This window comes from Pseudoduganella aquatica (assembly GCF_009857595.1).
In the GTDB taxonomy this organism is placed as follows: Bacteria; Pseudomonadota; Gammaproteobacteria; order Burkholderiales; family Burkholderiaceae_D; genus Rugamonas; species Rugamonas aquatica_A.
In genome coordinates this window covers 66,560-93,326 of record NZ_WWCU01000013.1, presented here as the reverse complement: position 1 = coordinate 93,326, position 26,767 = coordinate 66,560, and the positions used below count along the sequence as shown (strand labels likewise).

Here is a 26,767-nt window from a genome sequence, read left to right as displayed (position 1 = left end):
TAACTATTAACGCACAATATAACTTGGAGCTTCATCATGAAAACCTCGATCAAACCTGTCCTGCTGGCTTCCGCTGTCCTGTCCGCCGCCATCCTGTCCACTTTCGCCGCTGCGCCGGCCCGCGCTGAAACCGCCGCAGGCGACACCACGGTGGTGCTGGTGCACGGCGCCTTCGCCGACGGTTCCAGCTGGGACAAGGTGATCCCGCTGCTGCAAGCCAAGGGCGTGAAGGTGGTGTCGGTGCAGAATCCGCTGTCTTCGCTGGCGGACGACGTGGAAGCCGCGCAGCGCGTGATCGACGCGCAGACCGGCAAAGTGGTGCTGGTGGGCCATTCGTGGGGCGGCGCCGTGATCACCCAGGCCGGCACCAGCGACAAGATCAAGGCGCTGGTGTATGTAGCAGCGTTTGCGCCGTCGGAAGGCGAGTCGCTGGGTTCGGTGGGCAAGAATTATCCGCTGCCGGCCGGCGTGCCGACGCTGCAGGAAGGCCCGGCCGGCTACCTGAGCCTGCCCGCCGCGTCCTTCGCTGCCAACTTCGCGCAGGACCTGCCCGCCGCCACCACCAAGGTGCTGGCCGCCACCCAGGGCCTGTTCCCGGCCAAAAACTTCGCCGAGCCGGTCACGGTTGCCGCCTGGAAGAACAAGGTCAACTACTACATCGTGGCCGGCAAGGACCGCATGATCGATCCGGGCCTGCAGCGCGACTTCGCCAAGAAGATCAACGCCGTCACCACCACCGTGCAGACCAGCCACGTGCCGATGGTGTCGCAGCCGAAACAGGTTGCCGACGTGATCCTGGCCGCCGTCCAGCGCTAAGCCGGCTTGGTTGACTTAGTTGTATTTGGCCGCGATGCGCTGCCACGCCGGATCATCCTTGAGCTTGCGGATGACCGGCGCCAGCTGGCGGTACACCGCCGCTTTCGCGTGCGGCACCAGGAAGCGGCGCTCGGTTTGCCGGGCCGGCAGTTCGGTCAGCAGGAAGGTGGTGCCGGCCGCGTGCGTCCGCATGTAGTAGCGCACCACCGACTCGGCCGCCGCCACGCAGTCCACGCGCCCCATGCGCAGCTTTTCCAGGTTGGCTTCCTCGCCGATGCCGTCGCTGCGCACCAGGCCCACGCGCTGTATCCAGTCATCCAGGTCCGGGTAGACGTAGCCCAGCACCAAACCCACCGAGCGGCCCGCCATGGAGGCGGACACCAGCGGCTTCAGGCCCGAGTCGGCCCGCGTCACCACCACAAAACGGTCCAGGGCGAAGGGCGTGGTCCACAGGTATTTTTGCTGGGCCGTGTCGTCGAACCAGTGCGGCATCATGCCGATCACAATGCCGTCCAGACGGTTTTCCTCCACCATCAGCTGCAGCCGCTTGCGCGGCAGATAATTCAGTTTGAAATTCAGTCCGGGCAGCTTTTGCCGGTTCAGATAGTCCACCATATCGTGGTAGACGCCGCTGTCCTCACCTACTACCAGCGGCGCAAAATTGGCGCTGGTGTAGACCGTGATAGTTTCGGCACGGCAATATCCGGACATGATGCTGGCGCCTAGCCATGTCAGGATGAGGAATAGCTTTCTCATAGGATCAAAATATAGCACGCACGCAATTCTACGGAGCGGCTCTGTGCGAAAGGCGGCTGTATAATTTTATGCATGGAAAAACTGAGAGACTATGCGCAGATTGTTGCCGAGGCACGGCGCGGCCAGCTGGTGTTCCCCACCAGCGTGAATGCGGCTTTGCAATTGCAGCAGGCGCTGGCCGATCCTGATTGCCATGTGGAGGACGCGATCCGCAAAGTGCTGGCCGAGCCGGTGCTGGCGGCGCGCGCAGTGGCGCTGGCCAATTCGGCGGTATTCAGCCGCCTGGGTGGGCCGGTGGTGACCAGCGCGCGCGGCGCGGTGCTGCGGGTGGGCTACCGCAATCTGTATTCGCTGGCGGCAGCCATGGTGGTGCGCCAGTTCGGCGCGCGCATCCGCCAGCCGCAGCTGCGCTACCAGGCCGAGCGGCTGTGGCAGCACAGCGCCCACGTGGCCGCGCTGTCCCATGTGCTGGCGCGCAAGCTGACGCGGGTGGACCCCGACACGGCGCTGTTCGCCGGCATCATGCACGAAGTAGGCGGTTTCTATCTACTGTCGCGCGCCGACGACATGCCGGGGCTGCTGGACGACCCGGACGCGCGCATGGGCGCGCTGCACGAGATCGTCACGCGCGAGCTGCTCGGCAAGCTCATGGTGCCGGAGCCGGTGGCGGTGGCGATCGCCTCGCTGCGCGGCGGCGCCGTGTCGATTCCGCCGGGCGGCCTGCGCGACACGCTGCTGCTGGCCAAGCGGCTGGCCCCCTTGCGCTCGCCGCTGGCGCTGGCCGACGACGCCGTGCTGGCGCGCGGCGCGGCGCTGGACGCCTACCTGGCCGGCAACGCCTTGATCGACGACATCCTGCTGGAATCGGCCGAGGAAGCGCGCTCGATGAGCGCGGCGCTGCTGGTCTAAGCCCAGGCCTCGCCGTGGAGGATCTGGTCCAGCGAGTAGGGGCAGGCGGGGGGGAACGCCGAGGCAGGCAGGCCGGTCTGCTTCGCCGCTTCGTAGACGGCGGCCTGGTATGCACCGTCCATGCTGGTTCGCAATTCATGCTGCAGGCTGGGGCTGTCTTCCAGGAGGAAGGCAATCTGGCGCCGCTGCTCCCGGATGCTGCTGCTCCAGCTGCGCGTTCGGCGTGCCGGCTGGAAATCGATTTTCAGCATGTGCATGACGATCTTTTCCAGCCGGCTGCGCAGGCTGCGGCGTTCGTGTCTGGTCATGGCGTTCAGCTCGTCGAGAAGGTTGTCCTTGTCGAGAAGTTCGTAGCGGCCTGCGCGCAGGAGCTCCACCTGGGCATCCAGCCACAGGACGAAATCATCGTCGTAGGCTGATGCGGTGGGCTGGTCTGGTTGGAAATTGAGCATGACGGCACCTCCACAAATCACGTTAGCAGCGTGGGCGTGGAAGTCCAGAGGAAGCAGGCGGGCGCATGCGCAGTATCAATCCGCATGCGTCCGGGAGAGCGCGGGCTTAGGCGGGCAGGGTGGCTTCGAGCAAGCGCACCAGGGACTGGATGCCTTCGGAATCGACTTCGTCGAAACGGTTCGGCAGCGGGCTGTCGAGGTCGAACACGCCGTGGATGGCGCCGCCGGCGAACACCGGCACCACCAGCTCGGAGCGCGAGTTGACGTCGCAGGCGATGTGGCCGGGGAAGGCGTGCACGTCCGGAACCAGGATGGGCTCGCCTTTTTCCACGGTGCTGCCGCAGACGCCGCGTCCTTTTTTGATGCGGATGCAGGCCGGCTTGCCCTGGAACGGTCCCAGCACCAGTTCGTCGCCCTTGAGGAAGTAGAAGCCGGCCCAGTTCAGGCCCGGCATGGTGTTGAACACCAGCGAACTGAAGTTGGCGGTATTGGCGATCACGTCGGTCTCGCCGGCCAGCAGGCCTTGCAGCTGGGAGCGCAGATCGGCGTACATGGCCTGTTTGGCTTCCGGGGTGTCGGTGCCGTAGGCGGCGTCGCTAAGGGTAAAAGTCATGATGGCAGGTAAAAAAATGGCTGAGGGCAGTATCTTACGCCGGTCTGGCCGGATTTGCCGGATTGTGATTCCCCGTGATCGCGCGCACGCGGCGCCGATATTGCGGTACAGTTTGACATAGCCACCGTGGCCACCGTCGCCACCATAGCCAACACAGGAACAGGAGCAGCAGTCCGAATGAATTCTCTCAGCCACCAGCTCCAGCCGCTGCCGCCGCAGTGCTATGCGCCGCAGGGCGGCGGCGACACGGGGCGCCTGGTGCGCGAGTTCGACTGGGCCGCCACCGCCCTGGGACCGATGGCGCAGTGGTCGCCGGCGCTGCGCACCACGGTCGACATCCTGCTCAACACCCCGGTCGCCATGGTGCTGATGTGGGGGCCGGCGCACGTGATGATCTACAACGACGCCTATGCCGGCATCGCCGGCGCGCGCCATCCGCGCATCCTGGGCGCCACGGTGGAAGGCGGCTGGCCCGAACTGTGGGACTGGAACCGCGAGATGCTGGAAACCGGCTTCCGTGGCGAGCTGCGCCGCGTGCGCGAAGCGCCGATGACGGTGCTGCGCAACGGCATGCCCGAGCAGGTCTGGTTCGACCTGGACTACACGCCGGTGCGCGACGGCGGGGCCGAGGTGGGCGGCGTGCTGTGCACCGTCAGCGCCGCCGCCTGGGGCCGGCCGCGCGAGCAGATGGAGCAGGCCCTGCGCGCCAGCCAGGACCGTCTGGCCGCCATCTTCGGCCAGGCCTCGGTGGGCCTGTCAGAGCTGGACCTGAGCGGGCGCTTCCGCCGCGTCAACGGCGCGCTGTGCCAGATGCTGGGGCGCGGCGAGGAGGAACTGCTGGGCCTGCACATGGACGACATCATCCACCCGCTGGACATGGACGAGAACCGCGCGCGGGTGGCGCGCCTGCTGGCAGACGGCGTGCCGTTCACGCTGGAAAAGCGCTACCTGAAGCCGGACGGCGACTGGGTCTGGATTTCCAGCAGCATGAGCCGGCTGGTGGACGAGGACGGCGAGCCGCAGGCGCTGATCGCGGTCAAGACCGACATCACCGAGCGGCGCCGCATCGAAGTGGCGCTGCGCGACCTGAACGACACCCTGGAGCAGCGCGTGGGCCGCGAGATCGCCGAGCGCGACAAGGCCGAGGACGCGCTGCGCCAGTCGCAGAAGATGGAAGCGGTGGGCCAGCTGACCGGCGGCGTGGCGCACGACTTCAACAATGTGCTGCAAATCATCTACGGCAATCTGCACCTGCTGCAGCAGGACGCGCCGGCCGACGGCGCCGCGCGCCAGCGCCTGGCCATGGCGATTGCGGCGGTCGAGCGCGGCGCCAAGCTGTCCTCGCAGCTGCTAGCGTTCGCGCGGCGCCAGCCGCTGCAGCCGGTGGTGGCCAACCTGGGCCGCCTGGTCGGCAATATGGGCGAGCTGCTGCGCCGCACGCTGGGCGAGCCGGTGGAGGTGGCCACCATCGTCGGCAGCGATTTGTGGAACACGCTGGTGGACCCGGGGCAGATTGAAAACGTGGTGCTGAACCTGGCCATCAACGCGCGCGACGCCATGCGCGGCGGCGGCAAGCTCACCATCGAGATCAGCAACGCCGTGCTGGACGAGTACTACGTGCACAACCTGCTCGACGTGCCGTCCGGCCAGTACGTGATGCTGTCCGTGAGCGACACCGGCTGCGGCATGCCGCCCGACGTGCTGCAGCGCGCCTTCGAGCCTTTCTTCACCACCAAGCCGGAAGGCGAGGGCACCGGCCTGGGCCTGTCGATGGCGTATGGCTTCGTCAAGCAGAGCCGGGGCCATATCAAGATCGCCAGCGAGCCGGGCGAGGGCACCAGCGTCAAGATCTACCTGCCGCGCTCCTGCGCGGAGGAGAGCCAGGAGCTGCCCGGCCTGGGCGGGCCGGCCAGCGGCGGCAGCGAGACCGTGCTGGTGGTGGAGGACGACCCCGGCGTGCGCGCGGTGGTGCTGGACATGCTGGGCGGCCTGGGCTACCGCGTGCTGCAGGCCGAAAACGGCGAGCAGGCGCTGGCGGTGATCGAGCGCGAGCCGGTCGACCTGCTGTTTACCGACGTGGTGATGCCGGGCGCCCTGCGCAGCCCGGACCTGGCGCGCGCCGCGCGCGCCATCCAGCCGGAACTGGCGGTGCTGTTCACGTCCGGCTATCCGCGCAGCGCCATCGTGCACGGCGGCCGGGTGGACGCCGGCCTGGAACTGCTGAGCAAACCCTACCGGCGCGACGACCTGGCGCGCAAGCTGCGCCACGTGTTCAACAACCGCAGCCAGGAAAAGCTGGCGCGCGGCCGCAAGCTGGAGCCGGGCGGCGGACCGGCGGCAGCCGCAAGCGGCACCATACCGGCATTCGTTCCCGGCAGCGGCGGCGCGCTGCGCATCCTGGTGGTGGAGGACAATCTCGATTCGCAGCAAATGGTGTGCGAGCTGATCGGCATGCTGGGCCACCATGTCAGCGGCGTGTGCGACGGCGAGCAGGCCTGGGCGCTGCTGGAGGCCGAGCGCTTCGACATCCTGTTTACCGACATCAGCCTGCCCGGCATGTCCGGCATCGACCTGGCGCGGCGCATGCTCGCGGCGGGCCAGCCCACCCGCATCATCTTTTCCACCGGCTACGGCAAGGAAGCGCTGTCCCAGCTGGAATTCCCGGCCGGCGTGCTGCGCAAGCCCTACGACCTGGCCGAACTCCAGGCCGCGCTGAACAATACCTAGCGGCCCTCCTACGGCTGCTGTAGGCGGCGTCCTATGGCGTCCTCCCCATCCGCCGCTTACATTAGCTCTAACTACAGTAGCGATGAAGCGAGGCGGACACCATGGCAAGCAGCGACAAGAGCGCGGCGGCACAGCGGCGCGTAGCGAAGGAGGCGACGGCGCGCACGCGCCTGATCGGCGGCTTGCTGCGCCGTGTATTCGGCGTGGAAAGCCTGCGTCCGGGCCAGCGCCAGGTGATCGACAGCGTGCTGGCGGGGCGCAACACGCTGGCCATCATGCCCACCGGCAGCGGCAAATCGCTGTGCTACCAGATTCCCGCCTCCATACTGCCGGGCGCCACGGTGGTGGTGTCGCCGCTGATTTCGCTGATGCAGGACCAGCTGGAAAAGCTGGAGGAGATCGGCATCCGCGCCGCGCAGCTCAACAGCAGCCTGCCGCGCGCGGAGGAGCTCGAAGCGCTTGAGAGCATCCGCGCGCGCAGCAGCGGCATTATCTTCTGCACGCCGGAGCGGCTGGCCATGCCGGAGTTCCTGGCGCTGCTGCAGGCCAGCCAGGTGGACCTGCTGGTGATCGACGAGGCGCACTGCATTTCCCAGTGGGGCCATGACTTCCGCCCCGCCTACCTGGGCATAGGCGCGGCGGTGGCGGCGCTGGGCCGCCCGCCGGTGCTGGCGCTGACCGCCACCGCCACCGGCGACGTGGTGGCGGACATCGGGCAGCAGCTGGGCGTGGCGGACCTGAACGTGATCAACACCGGCATCTACCGCCCCAATCTGCACTACCAGGTGGTGCAGAGCACCAACCCGGACGAGAAGCGCGCCCAGGCGCTGGAGCGGGTCCGCAGCGAAACCGGCGTGGGCATTGTGTACGCGGCCACGGTCAAGGCAGCCGAGGAGATGTACGCGCTGCTGGAGGCGGCGGGCGAAAGCGTGGCGCTGTACCACGGCAAGCTGCCCGCGCAGCAGCGCAGGGACAGCCAGGAGCTGTTCATGAACGGCGCGCGCCGCGTGATGGTGGCCACCAACGCTTTCGGCATGGGCATAGACAAGGCCGACGTGCGCTTCGTGCTGCATCTGCAGGTGCCGGCCAATCTGGAAGCCTACTACCAGGAGTCCGGCCGCGCGGGACGCGACGGGCAGATCGCCAACTGCACGCTGCTTTACCTGCAGGCCGACAAGCGCCTGCAGCAGTTTTTCCTGGTCAAGCACTACCCGGAGGCCAACGAACTGCGGACGGTGTACGACGCCGCCTGCAAGCTGGCGGCCGGCGGCCCCTTCGCCTTCGACGCGCTCAAGGCCGAACTGGGCGAGGCCGCGCCGGCCATGCTGCAGGTCTGCCTCAAGCTGCTCAAGGACGGCAAGCTGCTGAAACAGAACCGCCGCCTGGCGTGGCAGCCCGCGGCGGGCGAGCCCTCCGCCGCGCAGTTCGAGCGCCTGGCCGGAGTCTACGCCGACAAGCAAGAGCGCGACCGCGAGGCGCTGGAGCAAATGGTGGGCTATGCGCAAAGCGGCTACTGCCGCTGGAAGCTGCTGCTCGACTATTTCGGCGACGAGACGCCCGGCTTCGAGCGCTGCTGCCAGTGCGATAATTGCCTGGCGCCGCCGCAGGCGGCCTTTGATCCCGGCGAGACCTTCGCCATGCCGGCGCCGCCGGCGGCCGGCCCGCAGATCGAAGTGGGCAGCCAGGTCAAGGTGGCCAAGTTCGACATCGGCACCGTGCTGTCGGTGGCGGGAGACCAGGTCACGATAGCGTTTCCGGAGAATACAACCAAGACCTTCATGGCCGGTTTTGTCGAGCCGGTCTAGCCTGGGAGGAGACCCATGTCCGACATGGTGGTAGTGCGCAAGGAGGGCCTGTACTGCGTGCCCGGCGATTTCTACATCGACCCGTGGCGGCCGGTGGCCAGGGCCGTCATCACGCACGCGCATTCCGACCACGCACGCCAGGGCCACGGCCACTACCTGGCCGCCGCGCCCGGCGTGAACATTCTCAAGTCGCGCCTGGGCGAGATCAATGTGCAGGGCCTGGACTACGGCACGGAAGTGGAGCACAACGGCGTGCGCATCTCGCTGCATCCGGCCGGCCATGTGCTTGGCTCGGCGCAGGTGCGCATGGCGCACCGCGGCGAGGTGTGGGTGGCTTCCGGCGACTACAAGGTGGAGGCGGACGCCACCTGCGCGCCGTTCGAGCCGGTGCGCTGCGACACCTTCATCACCGAGTCCACCTTCGGCCTGCCCATCTACCGCTGGCAGCCGCAGGAGCAGGTCTACGCCGACATCAACGCCTGGTGGGCGCGCAACGCGGAGCAGGGCCGCGCCAGCGTGCTGCTGGGCTATTCCTTCGGCAAGGCGCAGCGCATGCTGAGCGGGCTCGATCCGTCCATCGGCCCCATCGTCTGCCACGGCGCGGTGGAGCCGCTGAACCGCGTGTACCGCGCGGCCGGCGTGGCGCTGCCGGAGACGCGCATGGTGACGGAAGTGGACAAGGCGGAGCTGCGCCGCGCCATTGTGCTGGCGCCGCCGTCGGCGGCGGGCTCGCCGTGGATCAAGCGCTTCGGCGACTACAGCGACGCCTTCGCCAGCGGCTGGATGCTGCTGCGCGGCGCGCGCCGCCGGCGCGGCGTGGACCGGGGCTTTGTGCTGTCGGACCACGCGGACTGGCCGGGACTGATGTCCGCCATCAAGGCCACCGGCGCGCAGCGCGTCATCGTCACGCATGGCTCCATACCGGTGATGGTGCGCTGGCTGTGCCAGAACGGCCTGGACGCCAGCGGCTTCGACACCGAATACGGCGACGACGAAGCGGAGGAGGGCGAGGTGCCGCATGCGTGAATTCGCCCGTCTCTACGCCGAACTGGACGAGACCACGTCCACCAGCCGCAAGCTCGATGCGCTGCAGGCTTTTTTCGCCAGCGCGGCGCCGGAGAACGCGGCGTGGGCGGTGTATTTCCTGGCGGGCGGCAAGCCGCGCCAGGCGGTGCCGGTCAAGCTGCTGCGCCAGTACGCCACCGAGTTCGCCGGCCTGGACGAGTGGCTGTTCGACGAGTGCTACCACGCGGTGGGCGACCTGGCCGAGACCATCGCGCACATTCTGCCCGCGCCCAGCCGGCGCAGCGACGCGGGCCTGGCGGAATGGGTGGAGCAGCGCATTGCGCCGCTGCGCGGGGCGGCGCCGGAAACCATACGCGAGGCCTTGTTCCGCTATTGGGACGAACTGGAAACGCGCGAACGCTTCCTGCTGTCCAAGCTGATAGGCGGCGGCTTCCGCGTCGGCGTGTCGCGCCTGCTGGTCACGCGCGCGCTGAGCGCCATCGCGGCGGTGGACGGCAAAGTGATCGCGCAGCGGCTGATGGGCTGGACCGACGGCCGCGTCAGCCCCACGGCGCAGGGCTTTCTGCAGCTGGTCAGCGCGCAGTCGGCGGACGAGCATGCGCAGCGCGGCGGCCAGCCCTATCCCTTCTTCCTGGCGCACCAGCTGCAGGCCGCGCCCGAGTCGCTGGGGGCGCTGGAAGACTGGCAGGCCGAGTGGAAGTACGACGGCATGCGCGCGCAGCTGGTGTGCCGGGAAGGGAAGAACTGGCTGTGGTCGCGCGGCGAGGAACTGATCACGGACCGCTTTCCCGAGCTGGCCGCGCTGGCCCTGCCGGAAGGCACGGTGATCGACGGCGAAATCCTGGTCTGGCGCGGCGCCGACGCGCCAGCTCCCTTCGCCGACCTGCAAAAGCGCATCGCGCGCAAGACCCTGTCGGCCCGCATGCTGGGCGAGCTGCCGGCCGTGCTGGTGGCTTACGATCTGCTGGAGCAGGACGGCGCCGACCTGCGCGCGCTGCCGCAGCGCGAGCGGCGCGCCATGCTGGAAGGGCTGGTGGCCGCGCTGGCGCTGCCGGCCTTGCGCCTGTCGCCGCTGGTGCAGGCGCAGAGCTGGGAACAGCTGGCCGGCATCCGCGCCGAGTCGCGCGCGCGCGGCGTGGAGGGATTGATGCTGAAGGCGGCGTCCGCGCAGTACGGCGTGGGCCGCACCAAGGATGTGGGCACGTGGTGGAAGTGGAAGATCGATCCCTATTCGGTGGACGCGGTGCTGATCTATGCGCAGGCCGGCCATGGGCGCCGCGCGTCGCTGTACACGGACTACACCTTCGCAGTGTGGGACGGCGAGGAAGATGGACGCCAGCTGGTGCCGTTCGCGAAAGCGTATTCGGGGCTGACGGACGCGGAGATCGCGCAGGTCGACAACGCCATCCGCCGCACCACGATAGAAAAATTCGGGCCGGTGCGCAGCGTGAAGCCCAGCATGGTGTTCGAGATCGGCTTCGAAGGCATTGCGCTGTCGCCGCGCCACAAGTCGGGCATTGCCGTGCGCTTCCCGCGCATCCTGCGCCGCCGCGACGACAAGACCGTGGAGGACGCCGATACGCTGGAAACGCTCAAGGGCCTGCTGGCCGGCGCCGCATGAGCGGCCCGGGCGCGGCGCAGGTGGACGCGTGGTTCGCCGCCCGGGGCTGGGCTGTGTTTCCCTTTCAGCGCGAGGTCTGGCGCGCCGCACTGGCCGGCGCATCGGGCCTGCTGCATGCAACGACAGGCTCGGGCAAGACTTACGCGGTCTGGTTCGCGGCCTTGCTGCGCGCGGGCGCACAGGCGCCGCGCCGCAAGGCCGGCCTGCGCGTGCTGTGGATCACGCCCATGCGCGCCCTGGCCGCCGACACGCTGCGCACGCTGGAATCCTCCGCCGCCGAGCTGGCCCCCGGCTGGACCGTCGCCGCCCGCACCGGCGATACCGCGTCCGCCGAGCGCGCCCGCCAGGCCAGGCGCCTGCCGGACGCCCTGGTCACCACGCCCGAATCCCTGACCCTGATGCTCAGCAAGCCGGACGCCGAGCAGCACTTCGCCCTGCTGGACATGGTGGTGATCGACGAATGGCACGAACTGATGGGCAACAAGCGCGGCGTGCAAACCCAGCTTGCGCTGGCGCGGCTGCGCAAGTTGAATCCGGACCTGCCGGTGTGGGGCCTGTCGGCCACGCTGGGCCAGCTGGAGCGGGCCAGGGACGTGCTGCTCGGCGAGGGGCAGGGCGTGCTGGTGGAAGGCCATGTGCGCAAGGAGCTGCTGATCGACACCCTGATTCCGGACCACCCGTCGCGCTTTCCCTGGGCCGGCCACCTCGGCATGCAGATGCTGCAGCCGGTGATCGCCGAGATCGAGCGGCACGCCACCACGCTGGTGTTCACCAACACGCGTTCTCAGTCCGAGCTGTGGTACCAGAACCTGCTGGACGCCCGCCCCGACTGGGCCGGTTTGCTCGCGCTGCACCACGGCTCGCTGGACAGGGAGGTGCGCGCGTGGGTGGAGCAGGGCCTGAAAAGCGGCGCGCTGAAAGCCGTGGTGTGCACCTCCAGCCTGGATCTCGGCGTGGACTTCCTGCCGGTCGAACGCGTGCTGCAGATCGGCAGCGCCAAGGGCGTGGCGCGGCTGCTGCAGCGCGCCGGGCGTTCCGGCCATGCGCCCGGCCGCGCCTCGCGCGTCACCCTGGTGCCTACGCACAGCCTGGAGCTGCTGGAGGCGGCCGGCGCGCGCCAGGCCGTGGCGTTGCGGCGCATCGAATCGCGCGCCGCGCCGGACAAGCCGCTGGACGTTCTGGTGCAGCACCTCGTCACCATCGCGGCCGGCGGCGGCTTCCGTTCGGACGAGCTGCTGGCGGAGGTGCGCGGCGCATGGTCCTACCGCAGCCTGACGGAGCAGGAGTGGCAATGGGCGCTGGACTTCGTTGCGCGCGGCGGTCAAAGCCTGACCGTCTATCCCGAATACCGCCGCGTGCTGCCGGACGGGGACGGCGTGTACCGCGTGCCGGACGCCGCCATCGCGCGCCGCCACCGCATGGGCATAGGCACCATCGTTTCCGAGGCCAGCATCCAGGTCAAGTTCATGAACGGCGGGCGCATCGGCACCGTGGAGGAATCCTTTATTTCGCGGCTGCGCAAGGGCGACCATTTCCTGTTCGGCGGGCGCATACTGGAATTCGTGCGGGTCCACGAGATGACGGCCTACGTGCGGCGCGCCACCGGCGGCAAGGGCGCCGTGCCGCGCTGGCAGGGCGGCAAGATGCCGCTGTCGTCCGAGCTGGCGCATGCGGTGCTGGAACAGCTGCGGGAGGCCGCGCAAGGCCGCTATGCGGGGCCGGAGATGGCCGCCGTGCGTCCGCTGCTGGAGGTGCAGCAGCGTTGGTCCGCCTTGCCGGCGCCGGACGCCACGCTGGCCGAGTGCATGCAAAGCCGCGAGGGGCGGCACTTGTTCCTGTATCCCTTTGCGGGCCGCGCGGTGCACCTGGGACTGGCCTCGCTGCTGGCCTGGCGCGTGGCGCGCACGCAGCCGGCCACTTTCTCGATTGCGGTCAACGATTACGGCCTTGAGCTGCTGGCGGCGGACGGGGAGGGGGCGCCCGACTGGCGCGCGCTGCTCGATGCAGGCCAGGACGGTTGCACGCCGCTGTTCAGCACCAGTGATCTGCTGGAGGACGTGCTGGCCAGCCTGAACGCCACCGAGCTGTCGCAGCGCCGCTTCCGGGAAATTGCGCGCATCGCGGGGCTGGTGTTCCAGGGCTATCCGGGCCAGCCGAAAAGCGCGCGCCAATTGCAGGCTTCGTCCTCGCTGTTTTTCGAGGTCTTCCGCAAGCACGACGCGGCCAATCTGCTGCTGACGCAGGCGCAGCGCGAAGTGCTGGAGCAGGAGCTCGAACTGGAGCGCCTGCGCGCGGCCTTGCTGGAGCTGCAGCGGCGCAGCCTGTCCCTGCACGAGGTGAAGCGCGCCACGCCGTTCGGCTTTGGGCTGATGGTGGAGCGCTTCCGCGAAAAACTCAGCACGGAGAAGCTGTCGGACCGCGTGGCGCGCATGCTGCGCGAGCTGGAAAAGGCGGCCGGGCCATGAGCGCGCCCATCACGCCCATCGCAGACGGCGCCTGCGCCATCGAGCTGGCCGGCGAGACGGTTTTGCTGCTGCCGGAGAAGGCCTTGTTCTGGCCGCGCCTGCGGTTGCTGGCGGTGGCCGATATTCATTTCGGCAAGGCGGCGGCTTTCCGCGCGCTGGGCGTGCCTGTGCCGGGCGGCACCACGGCGGACAACCTGGAGAGGCTGGACCGGCTGCTGGCAGCGCACGGCGTGGCGCAGCTGGTTTTCCTCGGCGACTTCCTGCACGCCAAGGCGGCGCGCGCGCCGGCCACGCTGGCGGAGCTGGCGCGCTGGCGCGGGCGGCATCCGGCGCTGCGCCTGACGCTGGTGCGCGGCAACCACGACCTGCACGCGGGCGATCCGCCGGAGGCCCTGGGCATAGCGGTGGCCGACGAACCGTTTGCGCTGGCGCCGTTTTCGTTTTGCCACCATCCGGAACTGGATGCGCCGGGCTATGTGCTGGCCGGCCATGTGCATCCGGTGTTCCATCTCGCGGCGGGGCGCGATGCGCTGCGCCTGCCTTGCTTCGTGGCTGGCGGGCGGCGCGCCATCCTGCCCTCGTTCGGCGCCTTCACCGGAGGCCATGCGCTGCGGCTTGCCGGCGACGACAAGCTGTACCTGGTGGCTGGCGACAAGGTGCTGCCGCACGCAATGTTGAACGCTGGAAGGTAAGCAAAACTCGGTCACGAAATGCGGGACTGTTCCTACGCCTTGTCTTGCAAGTGTCCTATGGGCGCTGCGAAATCGATGCACTACCATGAGTTTCTCTATCCACGACAGGAGACTCACCATGGCTAGCAATCAAGGCAAAGGGCAGGACAACAAAGGCAGCAGCGCAAGCAGCAGTGCAAGCAGCGGCAGCAAGCAGGGCGGTACGCAGTCCAGCAGCAAGCAGAGCGGCGACACCAGCAGCCGTGGCTTCGCGTCCATGGATCCGCAGCGCCAGCGTGAAATCGCCGCCGAAGGCGGGCGCGCAGCCCACGAAAAAGGCACGGCGCACGAGTTCACTTCCGAAGAAGCGCGCCGCGCCGGCAGCATGAGCCACAAGAACGACCAGAACAGCCAGAGCAGCTCGGCCAGCTCCGGCTCGCGCAGTGGCGGCCAGGGCGGCAATGAAGGCAGCAGCCGGGGCGGCAACCAGGGCGGTAGCCAAGGCAGCAACCAAGGCAGCAGCCAGGGCGGCAGCAAGGGCGGTCGTTAAGTCTGCACGGCAATAACACCAACCATCCTTACAGAGTGCCCGGCGCCAAGTCATTGGCGCCGGGCATTTTTGTATGTGTGCTGCAAAGAAAAATATCGTAATGTAACAATTGCCCTAGCCGATTGACTTCGCAAATGATAATCATTATCATTCTCAACTCGATGACCTACCCTATCAAGAAAGTATTCTCGTGAGCGCTTCCCCGAATGCCGGCCGAGCCTTGTGGCTGAAGACGCTGCACCAGTGGCACTGGATCAGCTCCGCGCTGTGCCTGCTGGGCATGTTTTTGTTCAGTATCACCGGCATCACGCTGAATCACGCAGCGCAGATCGAAGCCAAGCCCAGCGTGGTGCGCAAGCAGGCCGAGGCGCCTGCCGCGCTGGCCGCCGAACTGAAGAAGTTCGCCGCCGCGCACGACGGCGACAAGGCGCCGCTGCCGGAGAGCGCCGAGCGCTGGCTGCGCGACACCTGGTCGCTGAAGGCGGGCGGGCGCAGCGCCGAATGGTCGCTGGACGAGGTCTACCTGCCGCTGCCCAAGGCCGGCGGCGACGCCTGGGTGCGCATCGGCCTGGAGGACGGCGCCGCCGAATTCGAGCATACCGACCGTGGCTGGGTGTCCTGGCTGAACGACGTGCACAAGGGGCGCAACACCGGCGCCGCCTGGAACTGGTTTATCGACATCTTTGCCGCCGCCTGCCTGGTGTTCTGCATCACCGGCCTGCTGATACTGAAATTCCACGCCGCCAACCGGCCGTTCACCTGGCCCATGGTCGGGCTGGGCATCCTGATTCCCTTTGTCATTGCATTGCTGTTCATCCATTAAAAAGGCAACTCATGAAATTACGCTACTCCATCGCTGCCGCCATCCCCCTGCTCAGCGCCCAGGCCATGGCGGCCGACCTGGCCCTCAAGCTGGAAATCCCGCAACTGAACGTGGCGGAGTACCACCGCCCATATATCGCGGCCTGGCTGGAGAATGCGGACCAGAAAGTGGTGGCCAACCTGGCGGTGCTGTACGACACCAAGAAGAAGGACAACGCCGGCACCAAGTGGCTCAAGGATATGCGCCAGTGGTGGCGCAAGAGCGGCCGCGACCTGGCCATGCCGATGGACGGCGTAAGCGGCGCCACCAAGTCGCCGGGCGAGCACACGCTGAGCTTCCCGCTGTCCAGGGACGGCCTGGACAAGCTGCCGGCCGGCCAGTACAACCTGCTGGTGGAAGTGGCGCGCGAAGCGGGCGGACGGGAAGTGGTGAAGGTGCCGCTGACCTGGCCGCTGAAAGCCGCCCAGGTGGCCAGCGCCAAAGGCAAGGAAGAAGTCGGCGCCGTCGCCGTTCAACTCAAATAAAGGCAGCCCAAGATGAAAACCACAAAATTGCTGCTGGCCGCCGCGCTGGCCGGCCTGGCCCTGAACGCCTATGCCCACAAGCCCTGGCTGCTGCCTTCGTCCTCGCTGGTCGACGCCAAGGACGCCTGGGTGACGGTGGACGCCGCCATCTCCGAAGGCCTGTTCGATATCGACCACCAGCCGCTGAAGCTGGACGCCGTCGTGGTGACCGGCCCGGACGGCGCCAAGGTGGACCTGCAGAACGCCAGCACCGGCCGCCTGCGCAGCACCTTCGACGTCAAGATGAGCAAGCCGGGCACCTACAAGATCGCGCTGGTGCAGCAGAGCGTGATGGGCAGCTACAAGCTGAACGGCGAGATGAAGCGCTTCCGTGGCAGCGAGGAAAGCCTGGCCAAGGACGTGCCGGCCGACGCGCAGGAAGTCAAGCTGACGCGCACCGCCAGCCGCCTGGAAACCTTTGTGTCCGCCACTGAGACGGACACGGCGGTCTTCAAGCCGACCGGCGTGGGCCTGGAACTGGTGCCGGTGACGCATCCGAACGATCTGCGCGCGGGCGAGAAGGCCACCTGGCGCTTCCTGCTGGACGGCAAGCCGGCCGCCAACCAGGCCTTCAGCCTGATACCGGGCGGCGTGAAATACCGCGGCACCCTGGGTGAGGTGCGCCACACCACCGACGCCAAGGGCGAGATCACCTTCACGCTGCCGGCGGCGAATATGTACCTGGTCAGCGCCAGCTGGCCGGCCGCCGCCGCGCCCGTGCCTGGCCAGCCGCCGCAAATGCCGCCGCGCCGCGCCACCTACGGCGCCACCGTGGAAGTGCTGCCGCAATAAGGCAGGATTGCCCTCATCCGCGCGCGCCGGCCGAGCTTGCCGGCGCGCCGCTATCGCAGGCGGGCCGCAGACCCGCCGTTTTCCTATGCGCCTGACACTGATACCGCACCAGATTTCCGAGCTTGCCCCGCCCGACGGCGCCGCCATCCATAGTTTTGGCGGCCTGAGCATGGGCACCAGCTGGTCGGTGCTGGTGGCGGACAAGGGCGTGCCGCAGGCGCTCCAGCAGCAGCTCCAGCAGCAGCTCGACCGCGTGGTGGCCGAAATGAGCCACTGGGAAGCCGGTTCCGACCTGGGCCGCTTCAACCGCGCCGCGCCGGGCAGCTGGCAGGCGCTGCCGCCAGCCTTTTTCGACGTGCTGTCCTTTGCCATGCAGGTGGCGCGCGAGTCCGGCGGCGCCTACGACCCTTGTGCCGGCGCCATCGTCAACGCCTGGGGCTTCGGCCCCGCCGGCCGGCACGACCAGCCGGGTTTCGTGGCGCCGGACGCCGCACGCATCGCCGCGCTGCGCGCCGAACGCGCTGCGCAAGTGCTGCGTCTGGAGCCGGGGCCGGTGCCGCATGGCGGCGGGCGGGCGCTGCAGCCGGGCGGACTACAGCTGGACCTGTCGGCCGTAGCCAAGGGCTACAGCGTGGACCGGCTGGCCCACAGCCTGCTGGCGCAAGGCTGGCGCCACTTCCTGGTGGAGGTGGGCGGCGAGCTGCGCGGCGCGGGCATGAAGCCGGACGGCCAGCCGTGGTGGGTGGCGCTGGAACAGCCGCCTGCCGCGCAGCCGCCCGCATCAACGGCCGAGCCGCAGCCCGAGCCGTTGCCCCAGATCGCGCTGGCGCTGCATGGCTTGTCGGTGGCTACCTCGGGCGACTACCGGCGCTATTTCCTGCAGGACGGCACGCGCTTTGCGCACACCATCGATCCGCGCAGCGCCGCCCCCATCGCCAACCAGCTGGCCGCCGTCACGGTGGTGCATCCGCACTGCATGGCGGCGGACGCCTGGTCCACCGCGCTCACCGTGCTGGGCCTGGAACAAGGCATGGCCCTGGCGGACCGGTTGGGCCTGGCGGCGCGCTTTGTGGTGCGCCAGGATGGCGGCGCAGTTGGCTATACCGAACACCTCAGCGGCCCCATGCGCGGCATGCTGGACGAAGAACAAGACTGACAGCAATGATACTGACCAACGATCCCTTGCGCCTGGCCCTGACGGCGGGCTGTTTCATGGTCTACGGCCTGGTGTGCATGGCGCCCTGGCTGCGCCTGCGCCGCAAGCGCCGGGCCGGCGCGGCCGGACAGGCCGCCGCAGCGCTGGCGCCGGGCTGGATCGTGGCCTACGCCAGCCAGACCGGCTGCGCCGAGGAACTGGCCGGGCAGACGCTGGAAACGCTGCGCCTGGCCGGCATTCCGGCGCGGCTGTGCGAGTTGTCCGCACTGAAACAGCGCGACCTGGCCGAGGCCGAGCGCATCCTGTTCCTGGTCAGCACCTACGGCGAGGGCGATGCGCCCGATGCGGCGGCGGCCTTCGCCAGCCGCATCATGACGCTGAGCCTGCCGCTGCCGCGCCTGCATTACGCGGTGCTGGCGCTGGGTGACATGTCCTACATCAATTATTGCGGCTTTGGCCGCGCGCTTGACCAGTGGCTGCGGGAGCAGGGCGCCAGCAGCCTGTTCGAGCGCATCGAGGTCAACTGCAACGCCGAACCGGCGATCGCGGCGTGGCGCCTGCAATTGAGCCACCTGGCCGGCACCAGCGACGCGCCGGACTGGAGCGCGCCGGCCTTCGGCGGCTGGCGCCTGGCCGAGCGCCGCCAGCTCAACGAGGGCAGCGCCGGGGCGCCCATTTTCCATCTCGAGCTTGAGCCGCTGGACGGCGCGCTGCCCGAGTGGCAGGCGGGCGACCTGGTGCAGGTGGCGCCGCCGTCCGACCCGTCCCGGGCGCGCGAGTATTCGATCGCCTCGGTGCCGGCCGACGGCCGGGTGCATTTGCTGGTGCGCCTGCATGTGCATGGGGACGGCAGCCATGGCCACGCCTCGGGCTGGCTGTGCAGGCAGGCCGAGCCGGGCGAGACGGTGCAGCTGCGGCTGCGCGCCCACCGCCGTTTCCGGCTGGAAGACAACGCCGGCAGGCCGCTGATTCTGATCGGCAACGGTAGCGGCATCGCCGGCTTGCGCGGGCATTTGCGCGCCCGCGCCGGCGCCGGCCAGGTGCGCAACTGGCTGCTGTTCGGCGAGCGCCAGCAGGCCCACGACTACCATTACCGAGACGAAATCGCCGCCTGGCGGCAGTCCGGGCAGCTGCCTGGACTGGACCTGGCCTGGTCGCGCGACGGCGCGGCGCAGCGCTATGTGCAGGATTTGCTGCCGGCCCGCGCCGCGCAATTGCGGGACTGGGTGGCGGACGGCGCGGCGATTTATGTGTGCGGCAGCCTGGACGGCATGGCGGCGGGCGTGGACCAGGCGCTGGCTACGCTGCTGGGCCGGACGGCGCTGGATGAGCTGGCTGCGCAAGGCCGCTACCGGCGTGACGTGTATTGATACAGTTACAGGCTATGTTGCGGAAATCATACAAATTAGCGTGATTTCCGTCGAATTGGCGAAACTTAATTTGTTTCTGGGGTGCTGAACCAGAATTATCTCCAATTATCACGCATTTTGTAACTTTTTGACAATCAGGATGGCGATTTGCTCATAGTAAATGTGTCAGTTGCGTGACATCATCGAGCCTTCCAAGGGCAAGGATGTTAACTTTTTGTGAAGAAAAGATACAAGCACATCACGTGCTTGCCTTGCATTTGATCCACGATGACAGGAGTTGTGCATGGTTTTGAAAGAGAAGATTGGCGCGCGTTCGGTGCGCTTGGCATTTGCAGTCCTGGCCGGTACGGCCGCGCTGACTGGCAACTCCGTTGCTCAGGAACAAATCCAAAAGGTTGAGATTACCGGTTCGGCCATTCGCCGCATCGCCGTTGAAGGCGCACTGCCAGTGCAGCGCCTGTCGCAAGAGCAGATCGCCAAGTCCGGCGCCACCAACGTTGCCGAGCTGATCCAGGCCCTGCCGGCAATGCAAGGTTTCACCATCGATGCCATCGCGGCCGGCACCAACTCGGGCGGCCGCGTGTCGGCATCGATCCATGATATCGGCGAGGACTACACCCTGGTGCTGCTGAACGGCCGCCGCATCGCGCCGCAGGGTTCGGGCAGCACCATCAACCTGAACGCCATCCCACTGGGCGCGGTTGAGCGCGTCGAGATCCTGACCGACGGCGCTTCGGCCCTGTACGGCTCGGACGCCATCGCCGGCGTGATCAACTTCATCCTGAAGAAAAACCTGCAAGGCGGCTCGATTGAAGCTTCCTACAGCCAGCCGGGCGACAGCAGCCCAGGCTCGCAGTCCAACATCAACGCCACCTATGGCTTCGGCGACCTGAACAAGGACCGCTTCAACGTGATGGCGTCGTTCCGCCATGACGAGCGCAAACAGATCAAAGCAATCGACCGCGACTTCGCATCGACCGCTTATGTTCCGTTCAGCAACAAGGGCACCAACTACATCTACGACCGCACCAGCCCGGCAGCCATCCCTGCCAACGTGTCGGCCACCTTCAACAAAGTGGGTAGCGACCCGATCGGCTTCAATCCTTACTTGAAGAAAAACGGCAGCTGCGCACCGATGAACCAGGTTGCCCTGAGCAACACCGCCCTGGTGCAGAACTGCGGCTTCGACTTCGTGCAGACCATCGAGATCGTGCCTGAGAGCAAGCGCGACAGCTTCTTCGGTAAAGCCAGTTTCAAGGCCACTGAAGACATCACCGTGTTCGCCGAGGCAGCCTACTCGCGCCTGGACCTGACCGCGCGCATCGCACCGAACACCGCGTCGGTATCGATCGCCAAGGGCTCGCCGCTGTACAACACCTATGTCAAGCCATATCTGACGGCAGCGCAGGACGCCGATATCAAGGCCGTCACCGCCAGCTATCGCACCTACGACTGGGGCACCCGCGACAGCCAGACCATCACCGATTCCAAAAACTTCGTGCTGGGCGCGGAAGCTGAACTGAGCACCTGGAACCTGAGCGGTGGCCTGACCTGGTCGCAAAACGCGATCGACGAGCGCTATGTGGGCGGCTACGTGAAGAACACGGAATTCCGCGACATGCTGGCCAAGAACCAGTTCGACCCCTTCCTCAGTATCGGCGCGCAATCCGACGCCACCAAGCAGCTGATCGCCAACTCGGTGTACAAGGGTTCGATCCGCGACGCTTCGACCACCCTGAAAGGCATCGACGGCCGCGCTTCGCGTGAACTGTTCGCGCTGCCGGGCGGTCCTGCAGCCATCGCGCTGGGCGGCGACTACCGCAATTACCACTACGTGCAGACCCCGCACGCCACCGGCTCGGACATTTTCGGCTTCAGCGCTTCGCCGGCCTACGATCTGGAACGTGCCAACTATGGCGTGTTCACCGAGCTGAGCGCACCGGTGCACAAGACTGTTGAACTGAGCCTGGCTGCCCGTTACGACACCTTCGACGCGGTCAAGAACGCCATCGCCAACCGCGACATGGGCAGCAAAGAGTCCTCCAGCACCTACAAGCTGTCGGCACGCTGGCAGCCTAGCCAGTCCTTCCTGGCCCGCGGTTCCTACGGCACCGGCTTCAAGGCGCCTTCCATGCTGGACATCGGCCAGCCGCTGGTGGCCGCAGGCTTCACCGCATCGTCGTGGGATTGCCCTGCCAACCTGAAGGCTGAAAAAGCGGACTACTGCCAGGTTGGCAAGCGCCAGTACAACGTCCTGTCGGGTGGCAACGAGAGCCTGAAGCCGGAAAAATCCAAGCAGTTCACGATTGGCTTCCGCTACGAACCGACCTCGACCTTCTCGGTGCAGGCCGACCTGTGGGATGTGAAGCTGAAAGATGCGGTGTCGAGCGTGAGCGAAGCGCTGATCTTCGGCGATCCGGTCAAGTACCGCGACCTGTTCACCACCTTCGTGGATCCAGGCAACAACCAGACCTACTGGGCCAAGAAAACCCTGTCGATCAACATCGGCCAGACCCACAACCAAGGTGTTGACTGGGAAACCACCTACCGTCACCGCTTTGCATTCGGTAACCTGACCAGCACGCTGAATGGCACCTACCTGATCAAGTCGGACTACACCACGCCGGGTACGGATAACGTGTGGGTGAACAGCATGAACTTCTTCGGCGTCAACGATAAGGTGTCTTTCCGCCATGTCGTCCGTCTGACCACCACGCTGGATACCGGTGCGTTCTCGAACCAGCTGACCGCCAACTACCGCAACGGCTACACCGATGCGGAAGCGGAAAGCCGCAACCTGAGCACCAACAAGCTGGAGAAGTTCCGCATGGAAGTGCCATCGCACCTGACCTTCGACTGGCAGGGTAAATGGTCGGTCAACAAGCAGATCGCCCTGCGCGCTGGTGTGAAAAACATCGCCGACCGCAACCCGCCGTTCTCGCTGCGCGCTTCGTCCGGCCACCAGGTTGGTTTCGACCCACGCTATGCTGACCCTATGGGCCGCACCTTCTACATGACCGGTACCTATACCTTCTAATGTAGATTGAAAACAAAAAACCCGCCGGTCCCGAAAGGAACCGGCGGGTTTTTTTTATGCGCGGAAGAATCAGGCCAGGTCGGCTTCTTCCAGGCCGCGCGCCAGGCTGGAGATGCTGGGGTTGTCGATGAATACGCAGCGCTTGCCGGTGCGCTTGCAGAAGTCCTTCACGCGCCAGTAGGCGCTGTGGCTGATGCAGCCGGTCTGGCAGATCACCAGGTCGGCGGCGGCCAGGCTGGCTTCGAGGCGGTTGGCGTTGTCCTCCAGGCCGCCGTCATGGTGGGCGAACTGGGCGCCCACGCGCTCGATCAGCGCGCGGTAGGTCGCCACGTTGCCGGTGCGCCCGCCCACGCACAGGATGCTGCGGTCGGCCAGCCGCTCCGGCATGCGGATCACGTGTTCGGTGAGCGGCTGCGCGGCGCCGCGCTCGGCCTGGGGAAGGGCGTGGACGGCGGCGCCGGCCGGGACCTGCGCGGCGGCCAGCGCCGCCTGCGCTTGCGCCAGCTCCTGCTTCAGGTCCGCCAGCTGGTTGCGCAGCGCGCGCTCGCGCTCGTCCACCTGGCTCAGGCGCTGGGACAGGCGGTCGCGCGTGTCCAGGCCGGGAATCGAGGCGCGCAGCTGCTCCAGTTCATGGCGCAGCGAGTCGGCCAGGCTGTCGCGGCCCACCAGCTGGGCGCGCAGCTGCATCAGCTGGCTGGCGTGCTGGTCCAGTTCGGCGTTGCGCTCCAGCTGCATGGCGGCGCTGCGCTGCTGCAGGCGCGCCAGCTCGCGCGTCATGCGCGAGTTTTCCTCCAGCACCGCATGGAAGCGCGTAATGTCGGCGCGCGCGCAGGCGCCGGCCTGGTGCTGCACCATATGCAGGTCGCGGCACATCTGTTCCTCCAGCTCCGGCGTGCAGCGCGCATGCGTGAGGCCGGCCCAGAAGGCGCCGGCCACGTCGCCGTTGGCCACGGCGGCGCGCCACAGCGCGGCGACGGCGGCGCTGTCCTTGGCGCTCTTGAAGCGCAGCAGCACGCCGGCGTAGCGCCGCTCCAGTTCCTTCTGCAAGGCTTCGGACAGGCGGTTGCGGGCGCCGCATTCGGTCACCACGCCCACGTGGACTTCGTAGTCGTCCGCCACCACGGCGCCGCCGGTGATTTTGCCCACCAGCTTGCGCAGCGCCGCCAGCGGCATGCCGACGCCGACCAGCGGGCAATGGCAGGCGTGGCCCAGTTCCCACAGGCGCCGGCGGCGCGAGGTCTGCGCGCCGCCGGCGCCGGTCTTGGCTTGATGTTTATCGCACATGCCGCCGCCTCACGCCGCCTGCTCGCCGCTGCGCGAGCGGGCCATCAGCCGTTCCAGGAAGGTGTGCTTTTCCTGCACCGGCATGGCGCGCTCGACCACGCCGGCCCATTGCTCGGACAGCTGCTGGCAGGTGGCGCTGAGCACCGGCGCCAGTTCCGGCAGGCTGGCCAGGGCTTTCAAATGGCGCTCGATGACCGAGGCCAGCTTCAGGCAGGCGCCGCTTTCGCCGGCGCTGGCCGTGTAATGCGACATCAGGTGCAGCACGGCGGACAGCATGAGTTCCGGGCGCTGGCCGTGCTGGTTATTAGTCAGGAAGATAGGATCGGTACGGTCGATGATAGCCATCAGGCACTCCTCGCAAGGTCGGGAAGGCTGGCTACCGCAATGCGGATGGCTGGCTGGGGTGGAAAGCTTAGGAAGTTCGGGCGCTCAGGCGGTCAGGATCAGCTTGCCGAGCTGGGTGATGCGCAGGCGGTAGACTTTGTTGCCGTGTTCAATTTCCACTTCCCGCTGGTCCTGCATCAGTCCGGCGCTGGTCAGGCGGCGGACTGCGGACGCGGCTGGAGCGGCGCTGCGCGCTGCGGCGGGGAGGGCGGCGCCGGGCGCCAGGGTGGATTTCTCTGCATGCATAGGTGACACTCCATTAAATGAGAACGATTCGCATTTGCATTATTGTTCAAGCCTGCTTTATTTGCAAGAACAATTTGCGGGGAGCGCGGCCATAAAAAAAGGCCCGCGGTGCGCGGGCCAAACTGGGGTGAACCCTGAAGAAAATCAGACGGCGGCGGCGTACAGCGGCTGGGCGCCGGGAGCCGCTGCCGATGCGGCGGCGGCCGCCTTGGCGCGGGCGGCGGGCTGGCGTCCGCGCGCGCGCGAAGGCGGCAGGCGGCGCAGGTTTTTCAGCGCTTCCGGATCCTTGATGCCGATGGTGCGCTGGTCCACGCTGATCAGGCCCACTTCATTGAAGGCGGACAGCGTGCGGCTGACCGTTTCCAGCGTCAGCCCCAGGTAGCTGCCGATTTCGTGGCGCGTCATGCGCAGGTTGAACAGCTTGCTGGAATAGCCCATTTGCGCAAAGCGGTCCGACAGCGCCACCAGGAAGCGTGCCACGCGGGCCTCCGCGCTGAGCGCGCCCAGCATGCCTATCATGGCTTGCTCGCGCACCAGTTCGCGGCTCATCACGCCGTACATCATGTTTTCCAGCTCGATATGCACGCGGCCCAGCGCGGCCAGCTTGCGGAAGGGCAGCAGGATCAGGTCGCAGTCGGACAGCGCCACCGCTTCCGACGAGTAGTGGCGGGTGTGGATGCCGTCCACGCCCATCATGTCGCCCTTCATCGGGAAGCTGAGCACCTGCTCGTTGCCGAATTCGTCGATCAGCACGGTTTTCAGGAAGCCGGAGTTGACGATGTACAGCATGTCGAAGGGCTGGCCTATGGTGTGGATGCGCTGGCCGGTCTTGAACTGCACGTGCTGGAACAGCAGCTCCTCCGAGTGGGCGATGTTGACGGGAGGGATATGCAGCAGTTCGCAGACTTCCGTCAGGTTCGACCACAGCCGGCCCTGGCGCTGGCGCCCGGCCTCCAGGCCGGACAGTGGCGCCGCCGGCGCGCCGGGGCGGAATTCGTTGATGTGCGTAGACTGCATGCTTTTCTCCTTGTAGCAGTTATGACCTTCTGGCAACTTCCATCGTGTGATTTCAGTATGCCAACATGGTCTTGCCATAGATATCAGCCGAGGCTGATTGTGGGCGTAGGAGTAAGCGCCCGTTTGTAGGAGTAGTCCTATGTCTTGAAGGGGGAGAGCAGGCGGTGCGCCACGGCGTACTGCACCATTTCAGAGAGCGAGTTCATGCCCATCTTCTGCATGATGCGGGTCTTGTGGGTGCTGACCGTCTTTACACTAAGATGCAAGCCATTGGCGATTTCAGTGATGGATTTGCCGGCCACCAGTAGCGAAAACACCTCGAACTCGCGGTCCGACAGCTGTTTGTGCAGCAGGCTCTCATTGGGCAGCATGATGTTGAGCGCCAGCTGCTCGGCCACTTCGGTGCTGATATAGGGCCGGCCGGCGGCCACGCGCCGGATGGCGCCCAGCAGCTGGGTGCCGGCGCTTTCCTTGGTCAGATAGCCCTGCGCGCCGGCGCGGATGGCGCGCACCGCGTATTGCTCCTCCTCGTGCATGGTGAGTATCAGGATGGCCAGCTTGGGCGCCTCGCTGCGGATCTGGCGTATCAGCTCGATGCCGCTGCGCCCCGGCATGGACAGGTCCAGCAGCAGCAAGTCGAAGCCGCCCTGGCGGATGTGGTTCAGTACTTCAAAACCGTCGATGGCTTCGCCGACGATATCGATGTCGGGCGCGCCGTCGAGGATGCGCTTGAGGCCCTCGCGCATAATGGTGTGGTCGTCGGCAATGACTATTTTGATCATGGATTGCTAAGTAGTGTGACAGGGGAGGGGCGGCGGGCAACGCTCAGTCCGGCAGGGGTTCTTTCAGCAGGCGGTGCACCAGCACCGGCAGCCTGGAGTGGGACAGCACCTTGTTGGTGACGCTGCCCAGCAGCAGCTGGCCCCAGCCGCTGCGGCCGTGCGAGCCCATGAAGATCAGGTCGCAGCCCTGCTGCGCCGCCACATCGACGATCTTCAGCGCCGTGCTTTCGGCGAACGCGGTCAGGCCCTGGCATTCCAGGCCCTTCTTGCGGCAGGAGTCCAGGATGGGCTGCACATGCTCGGCGCCGGCGCGCTGCATGGCGGCGCGGTATTCCTCCTCGCTGGGATAGCTGGGCGGAATGATTTCAACGTAGATGGGGTATTGGTATTCCGGCGCCACGAACAGGGCCAGCACTTCGGCCCCCATTTGCTGGGCGAACGATACGCCGGCGCAGGCGGTCATCTTGGAGACGGCCGAGCCATCGGTGGTGATCAGGATTTTGCGGTACATATGCAGCTCCTTGTCTATGAAAATCCGCTACGCTATCGGGGGCCATACTTTATTGTAGCCGCGATTTCGTCCATTATTAGGATGGAAAGACTTGATATTTATCAAGAAACACCGGAAACGCCGTGTCCAATACCAGCCATGTCCTGGACGATTTTTTTGCCGCATCGCGGTATTTGTTCCTCTGAGGCACCCCGAGGTGCCCCTGGCGATGTTAGTATCTCCAAATACAACAGAAAACTCCGTTTACGCCATGCCACAGGGTGGGGCAAGCGCCTTTCCAGCGCCGGTGATTGAACAACCGGCCAGCGCCCTGCTACACTCGCGTAAGCGGTATGAATATTGCCGGGCGTCATCACGCGAAGCGCCGGGGCGAGCAGCATAGCATTTTGAC

General features: G+C 66.8%; 24 protein-coding genes. 15 read left to right on the top strand and 9 right to left on the bottom strand.

The genetic code is table 11. The annotated features are described in order from the left end of the window. Positions 1 to 36: 36 nt before the first annotated feature. The gene (locus GTP77_RS13610) at positions 37 to 816 is read left to right on the top strand and encodes an alpha/beta fold hydrolase (RefSeq protein WP_187358715.1); all 780 of its coding nucleotides are present in this window, start codon (positions 37 to 39) and stop codon (positions 814 to 816) included. Between the two features lie 15 nt (positions 817 to 831). Here the strand turns inward: GTP77_RS13610 and GTP77_RS13605 are convergent, their stop codons facing one another. After that, complete coding sequence (locus GTP77_RS13605; RefSeq protein ID WP_228893521.1) at positions 832 to 1,527, bottom strand: substrate-binding periplasmic protein; 696 nt, start codon at positions 1,525 to 1,527, stop codon at positions 832 to 834. A 117-nt stretch (positions 1,528 to 1,644) separates the two neighbouring features. On the opposite strand from GTP77_RS13605, the gene GTP77_RS13600 reads away from it, so the two are divergent. Beyond that, entirely contained in the window at positions 1,645 to 2,481 is an 837-nt protein-coding gene (locus GTP77_RS13600) for an HDOD domain-containing protein (RefSeq protein ID WP_161072694.1), read from the top strand. Here the strand turns inward: GTP77_RS13600 and GTP77_RS13595 are convergent. Together GTP77_RS13595 and msrC are read right to left on the bottom strand one after the other, a co-directional pair. Beyond that, on the bottom strand, positions 2,478 to 2,933 hold the full coding sequence (locus GTP77_RS13595) for a DUF29 domain-containing protein (RefSeq protein ID WP_161072693.1): 456 nt from the start codon (positions 2,931 to 2,933) through the stop codon (positions 2,478 to 2,480). The genes GTP77_RS13600 and GTP77_RS13595 overlap by 4 nt on opposite strands. A 106-nt stretch (positions 2,934 to 3,039) precedes the next feature. Continuing rightward, entirely contained in the window at positions 3,040 to 3,546 is a 507-nt protein-coding gene (gene msrC, locus GTP77_RS13590) for a free L-methionine (R)-S-oxide reductase MsrC (RefSeq protein ID WP_161072692.1), read from the bottom strand. Between the two features lie 177 nt (positions 3,547 to 3,723). Between msrC and GTP77_RS13585 the strand changes: the two genes are divergently transcribed. From GTP77_RS13585 to GTP77_RS13525, 13 genes are all read left to right on the top strand, one after another. Continuing rightward, positions 3,724 to 6,273, top strand: a complete 2,550-nt coding sequence (locus GTP77_RS13585) for a hybrid sensor histidine kinase/response regulator (RefSeq protein WP_161072691.1) — start codon at positions 3,724 to 3,726, stop codon at positions 6,271 to 6,273. Positions 6,274 to 6,374: 101 nt separating this feature from the next. Beyond that, the gene (locus GTP77_RS13580) at positions 6,375 to 8,078 is read left to right on the top strand and encodes a RecQ family ATP-dependent DNA helicase (protein ID WP_161072690.1); all 1,704 of its coding nucleotides are present in this window, start codon (positions 6,375 to 6,377) and stop codon (positions 8,076 to 8,078) included. A gap of 15 nt (positions 8,079 to 8,093) precedes the next feature. After that, positions 8,094 to 9,104 carry a ligase-associated DNA damage response exonuclease gene (locus GTP77_RS13575; protein ID WP_161072689.1) on the top strand — a complete coding sequence of 337 codons (1,011 nt, stop codon included), beginning with the start codon at positions 8,094 to 8,096 and terminating at the stop codon, positions 9,102 to 9,104. After that, on the top strand, positions 9,097 to 10,725 hold the full coding sequence (locus GTP77_RS13570) for an ATP-dependent DNA ligase (protein ID WP_161072688.1): 1,629 nt from the start codon (positions 9,097 to 9,099) through the stop codon (positions 10,723 to 10,725). Before GTP77_RS13575 ends, GTP77_RS13570 begins: the two co-directional genes overlap by 8 nt. Next, the gene (locus GTP77_RS13565) at positions 10,722 to 13,190 is read left to right on the top strand and encodes a ligase-associated DNA damage response DEXH box helicase (RefSeq protein WP_161072687.1); all 2,469 of its coding nucleotides are present in this window, start codon (positions 10,722 to 10,724) and stop codon (positions 13,188 to 13,190) included. The genes GTP77_RS13570 and GTP77_RS13565 overlap by 4 nt, the downstream gene beginning before the upstream one ends. Further along, complete coding sequence (gene pdeM / locus GTP77_RS13560; protein ID WP_161072686.1) at positions 13,187 to 13,882, top strand: ligase-associated DNA damage response endonuclease PdeM; 696 nt, start codon at positions 13,187 to 13,189, stop codon at positions 13,880 to 13,882. Before GTP77_RS13565 ends, pdeM begins: the two co-directional genes overlap by 4 nt. 118 nt (positions 13,883 to 14,000) lie before the next feature. After that, the gene (locus tag GTP77_RS13555) at positions 14,001 to 14,411 is read left to right on the top strand and encodes a KGG domain-containing protein (RefSeq protein WP_161072685.1); all 411 of its coding nucleotides are present in this window, start codon (positions 14,001 to 14,003) and stop codon (positions 14,409 to 14,411) included. A 190-nt stretch (positions 14,412 to 14,601) separates the two neighbouring features. After that, on the top strand, positions 14,602 to 15,234 hold the full coding sequence (locus tag GTP77_RS13550; protein ID WP_371869358.1) for a PepSY-associated TM helix domain-containing protein: 633 nt from the start codon (positions 14,602 to 14,604) through the stop codon (positions 15,232 to 15,234). Positions 15,235 to 15,245: 11 nt separating this feature from the next. Beyond that, complete coding sequence (locus GTP77_RS13545; protein ID WP_161072684.1) at positions 15,246 to 15,758, top strand: DUF2271 domain-containing protein; 513 nt, start codon at positions 15,246 to 15,248, stop codon at positions 15,756 to 15,758. 12 nt (positions 15,759 to 15,770) lie between these two features. Beyond that, positions 15,771 to 16,589, top strand: coding sequence for a DUF4198 domain-containing protein (locus GTP77_RS13540; protein WP_161072683.1), 819 nt, complete (start codon positions 15,771 to 15,773; stop codon positions 16,587 to 16,589). A gap of 85 nt (positions 16,590 to 16,674) precedes the next feature. Continuing rightward, on the top strand, positions 16,675 to 17,745 hold the full coding sequence (locus GTP77_RS13535; RefSeq protein ID WP_161072682.1) for an FAD:protein FMN transferase: 1,071 nt from the start codon (positions 16,675 to 16,677) through the stop codon (positions 17,743 to 17,745). A 5-nt stretch (positions 17,746 to 17,750) separates the two neighbouring features. Next, positions 17,751 to 19,115, top strand: coding sequence for a sulfite reductase subunit alpha (locus GTP77_RS13530; RefSeq protein WP_161072681.1), 1,365 nt, complete (start codon positions 17,751 to 17,753; stop codon positions 19,113 to 19,115). A 283-nt stretch (positions 19,116 to 19,398) separates the two neighbouring features. After that, positions 19,399 to 22,152 carry a TonB-dependent receptor gene (locus GTP77_RS13525; RefSeq protein WP_161072680.1) on the top strand — a complete coding sequence of 918 codons (2,754 nt, stop codon included), beginning with the start codon at positions 19,399 to 19,401 and terminating at the stop codon, positions 22,150 to 22,152. A gap of 69 nt (positions 22,153 to 22,221) precedes the next feature. Here the strand turns inward: GTP77_RS13525 and GTP77_RS13520 are convergent, their stop codons facing one another. The 6 genes from GTP77_RS13520 to GTP77_RS13495 form a co-directional block, all read right to left on the bottom strand. Beyond that, positions 22,222 to 23,436, bottom strand: coding sequence for a DUF2325 domain-containing protein (locus GTP77_RS13520; RefSeq protein ID WP_161072679.1), 1,215 nt, complete (start codon positions 23,434 to 23,436; stop codon positions 22,222 to 22,224). 9 nt (positions 23,437 to 23,445) lie between these two features. Further along, positions 23,446 to 23,781 (bottom strand): hypothetical protein, encoded by a 336-nt coding sequence (locus tag GTP77_RS13515; protein ID WP_161072678.1) that lies wholly within the window; start codon positions 23,779 to 23,781, stop codon positions 23,446 to 23,448. Positions 23,782 to 23,865: 84 nt separating this feature from the next. Next, positions 23,866 to 24,066, bottom strand: coding sequence for a hemin uptake protein HemP (hemP, locus tag GTP77_RS13510; RefSeq protein WP_161072677.1), 201 nt, complete (start codon positions 24,064 to 24,066; stop codon positions 23,866 to 23,868). Positions 24,067 to 24,210: 144 nt separating this feature from the next. Beyond that, complete coding sequence (locus tag GTP77_RS13505) at positions 24,211 to 25,083, bottom strand: Crp/Fnr family transcriptional regulator (RefSeq protein WP_229202184.1); 873 nt, start codon at positions 25,081 to 25,083, stop codon at positions 24,211 to 24,213. 137 nt (positions 25,084 to 25,220) lie between these two features. Beyond that, positions 25,221 to 25,865, bottom strand: coding sequence for a response regulator (locus tag GTP77_RS13500; protein ID WP_161072676.1), 645 nt, complete (start codon positions 25,863 to 25,865; stop codon positions 25,221 to 25,223). A gap of 43 nt (positions 25,866 to 25,908) precedes the next feature. Then, complete coding sequence (locus tag GTP77_RS13495; protein ID WP_161072675.1) at positions 25,909 to 26,376, bottom strand: universal stress protein; 468 nt, start codon at positions 26,374 to 26,376, stop codon at positions 25,909 to 25,911. Positions 26,377 to 26,767 lie beyond the last annotated feature (391 nt).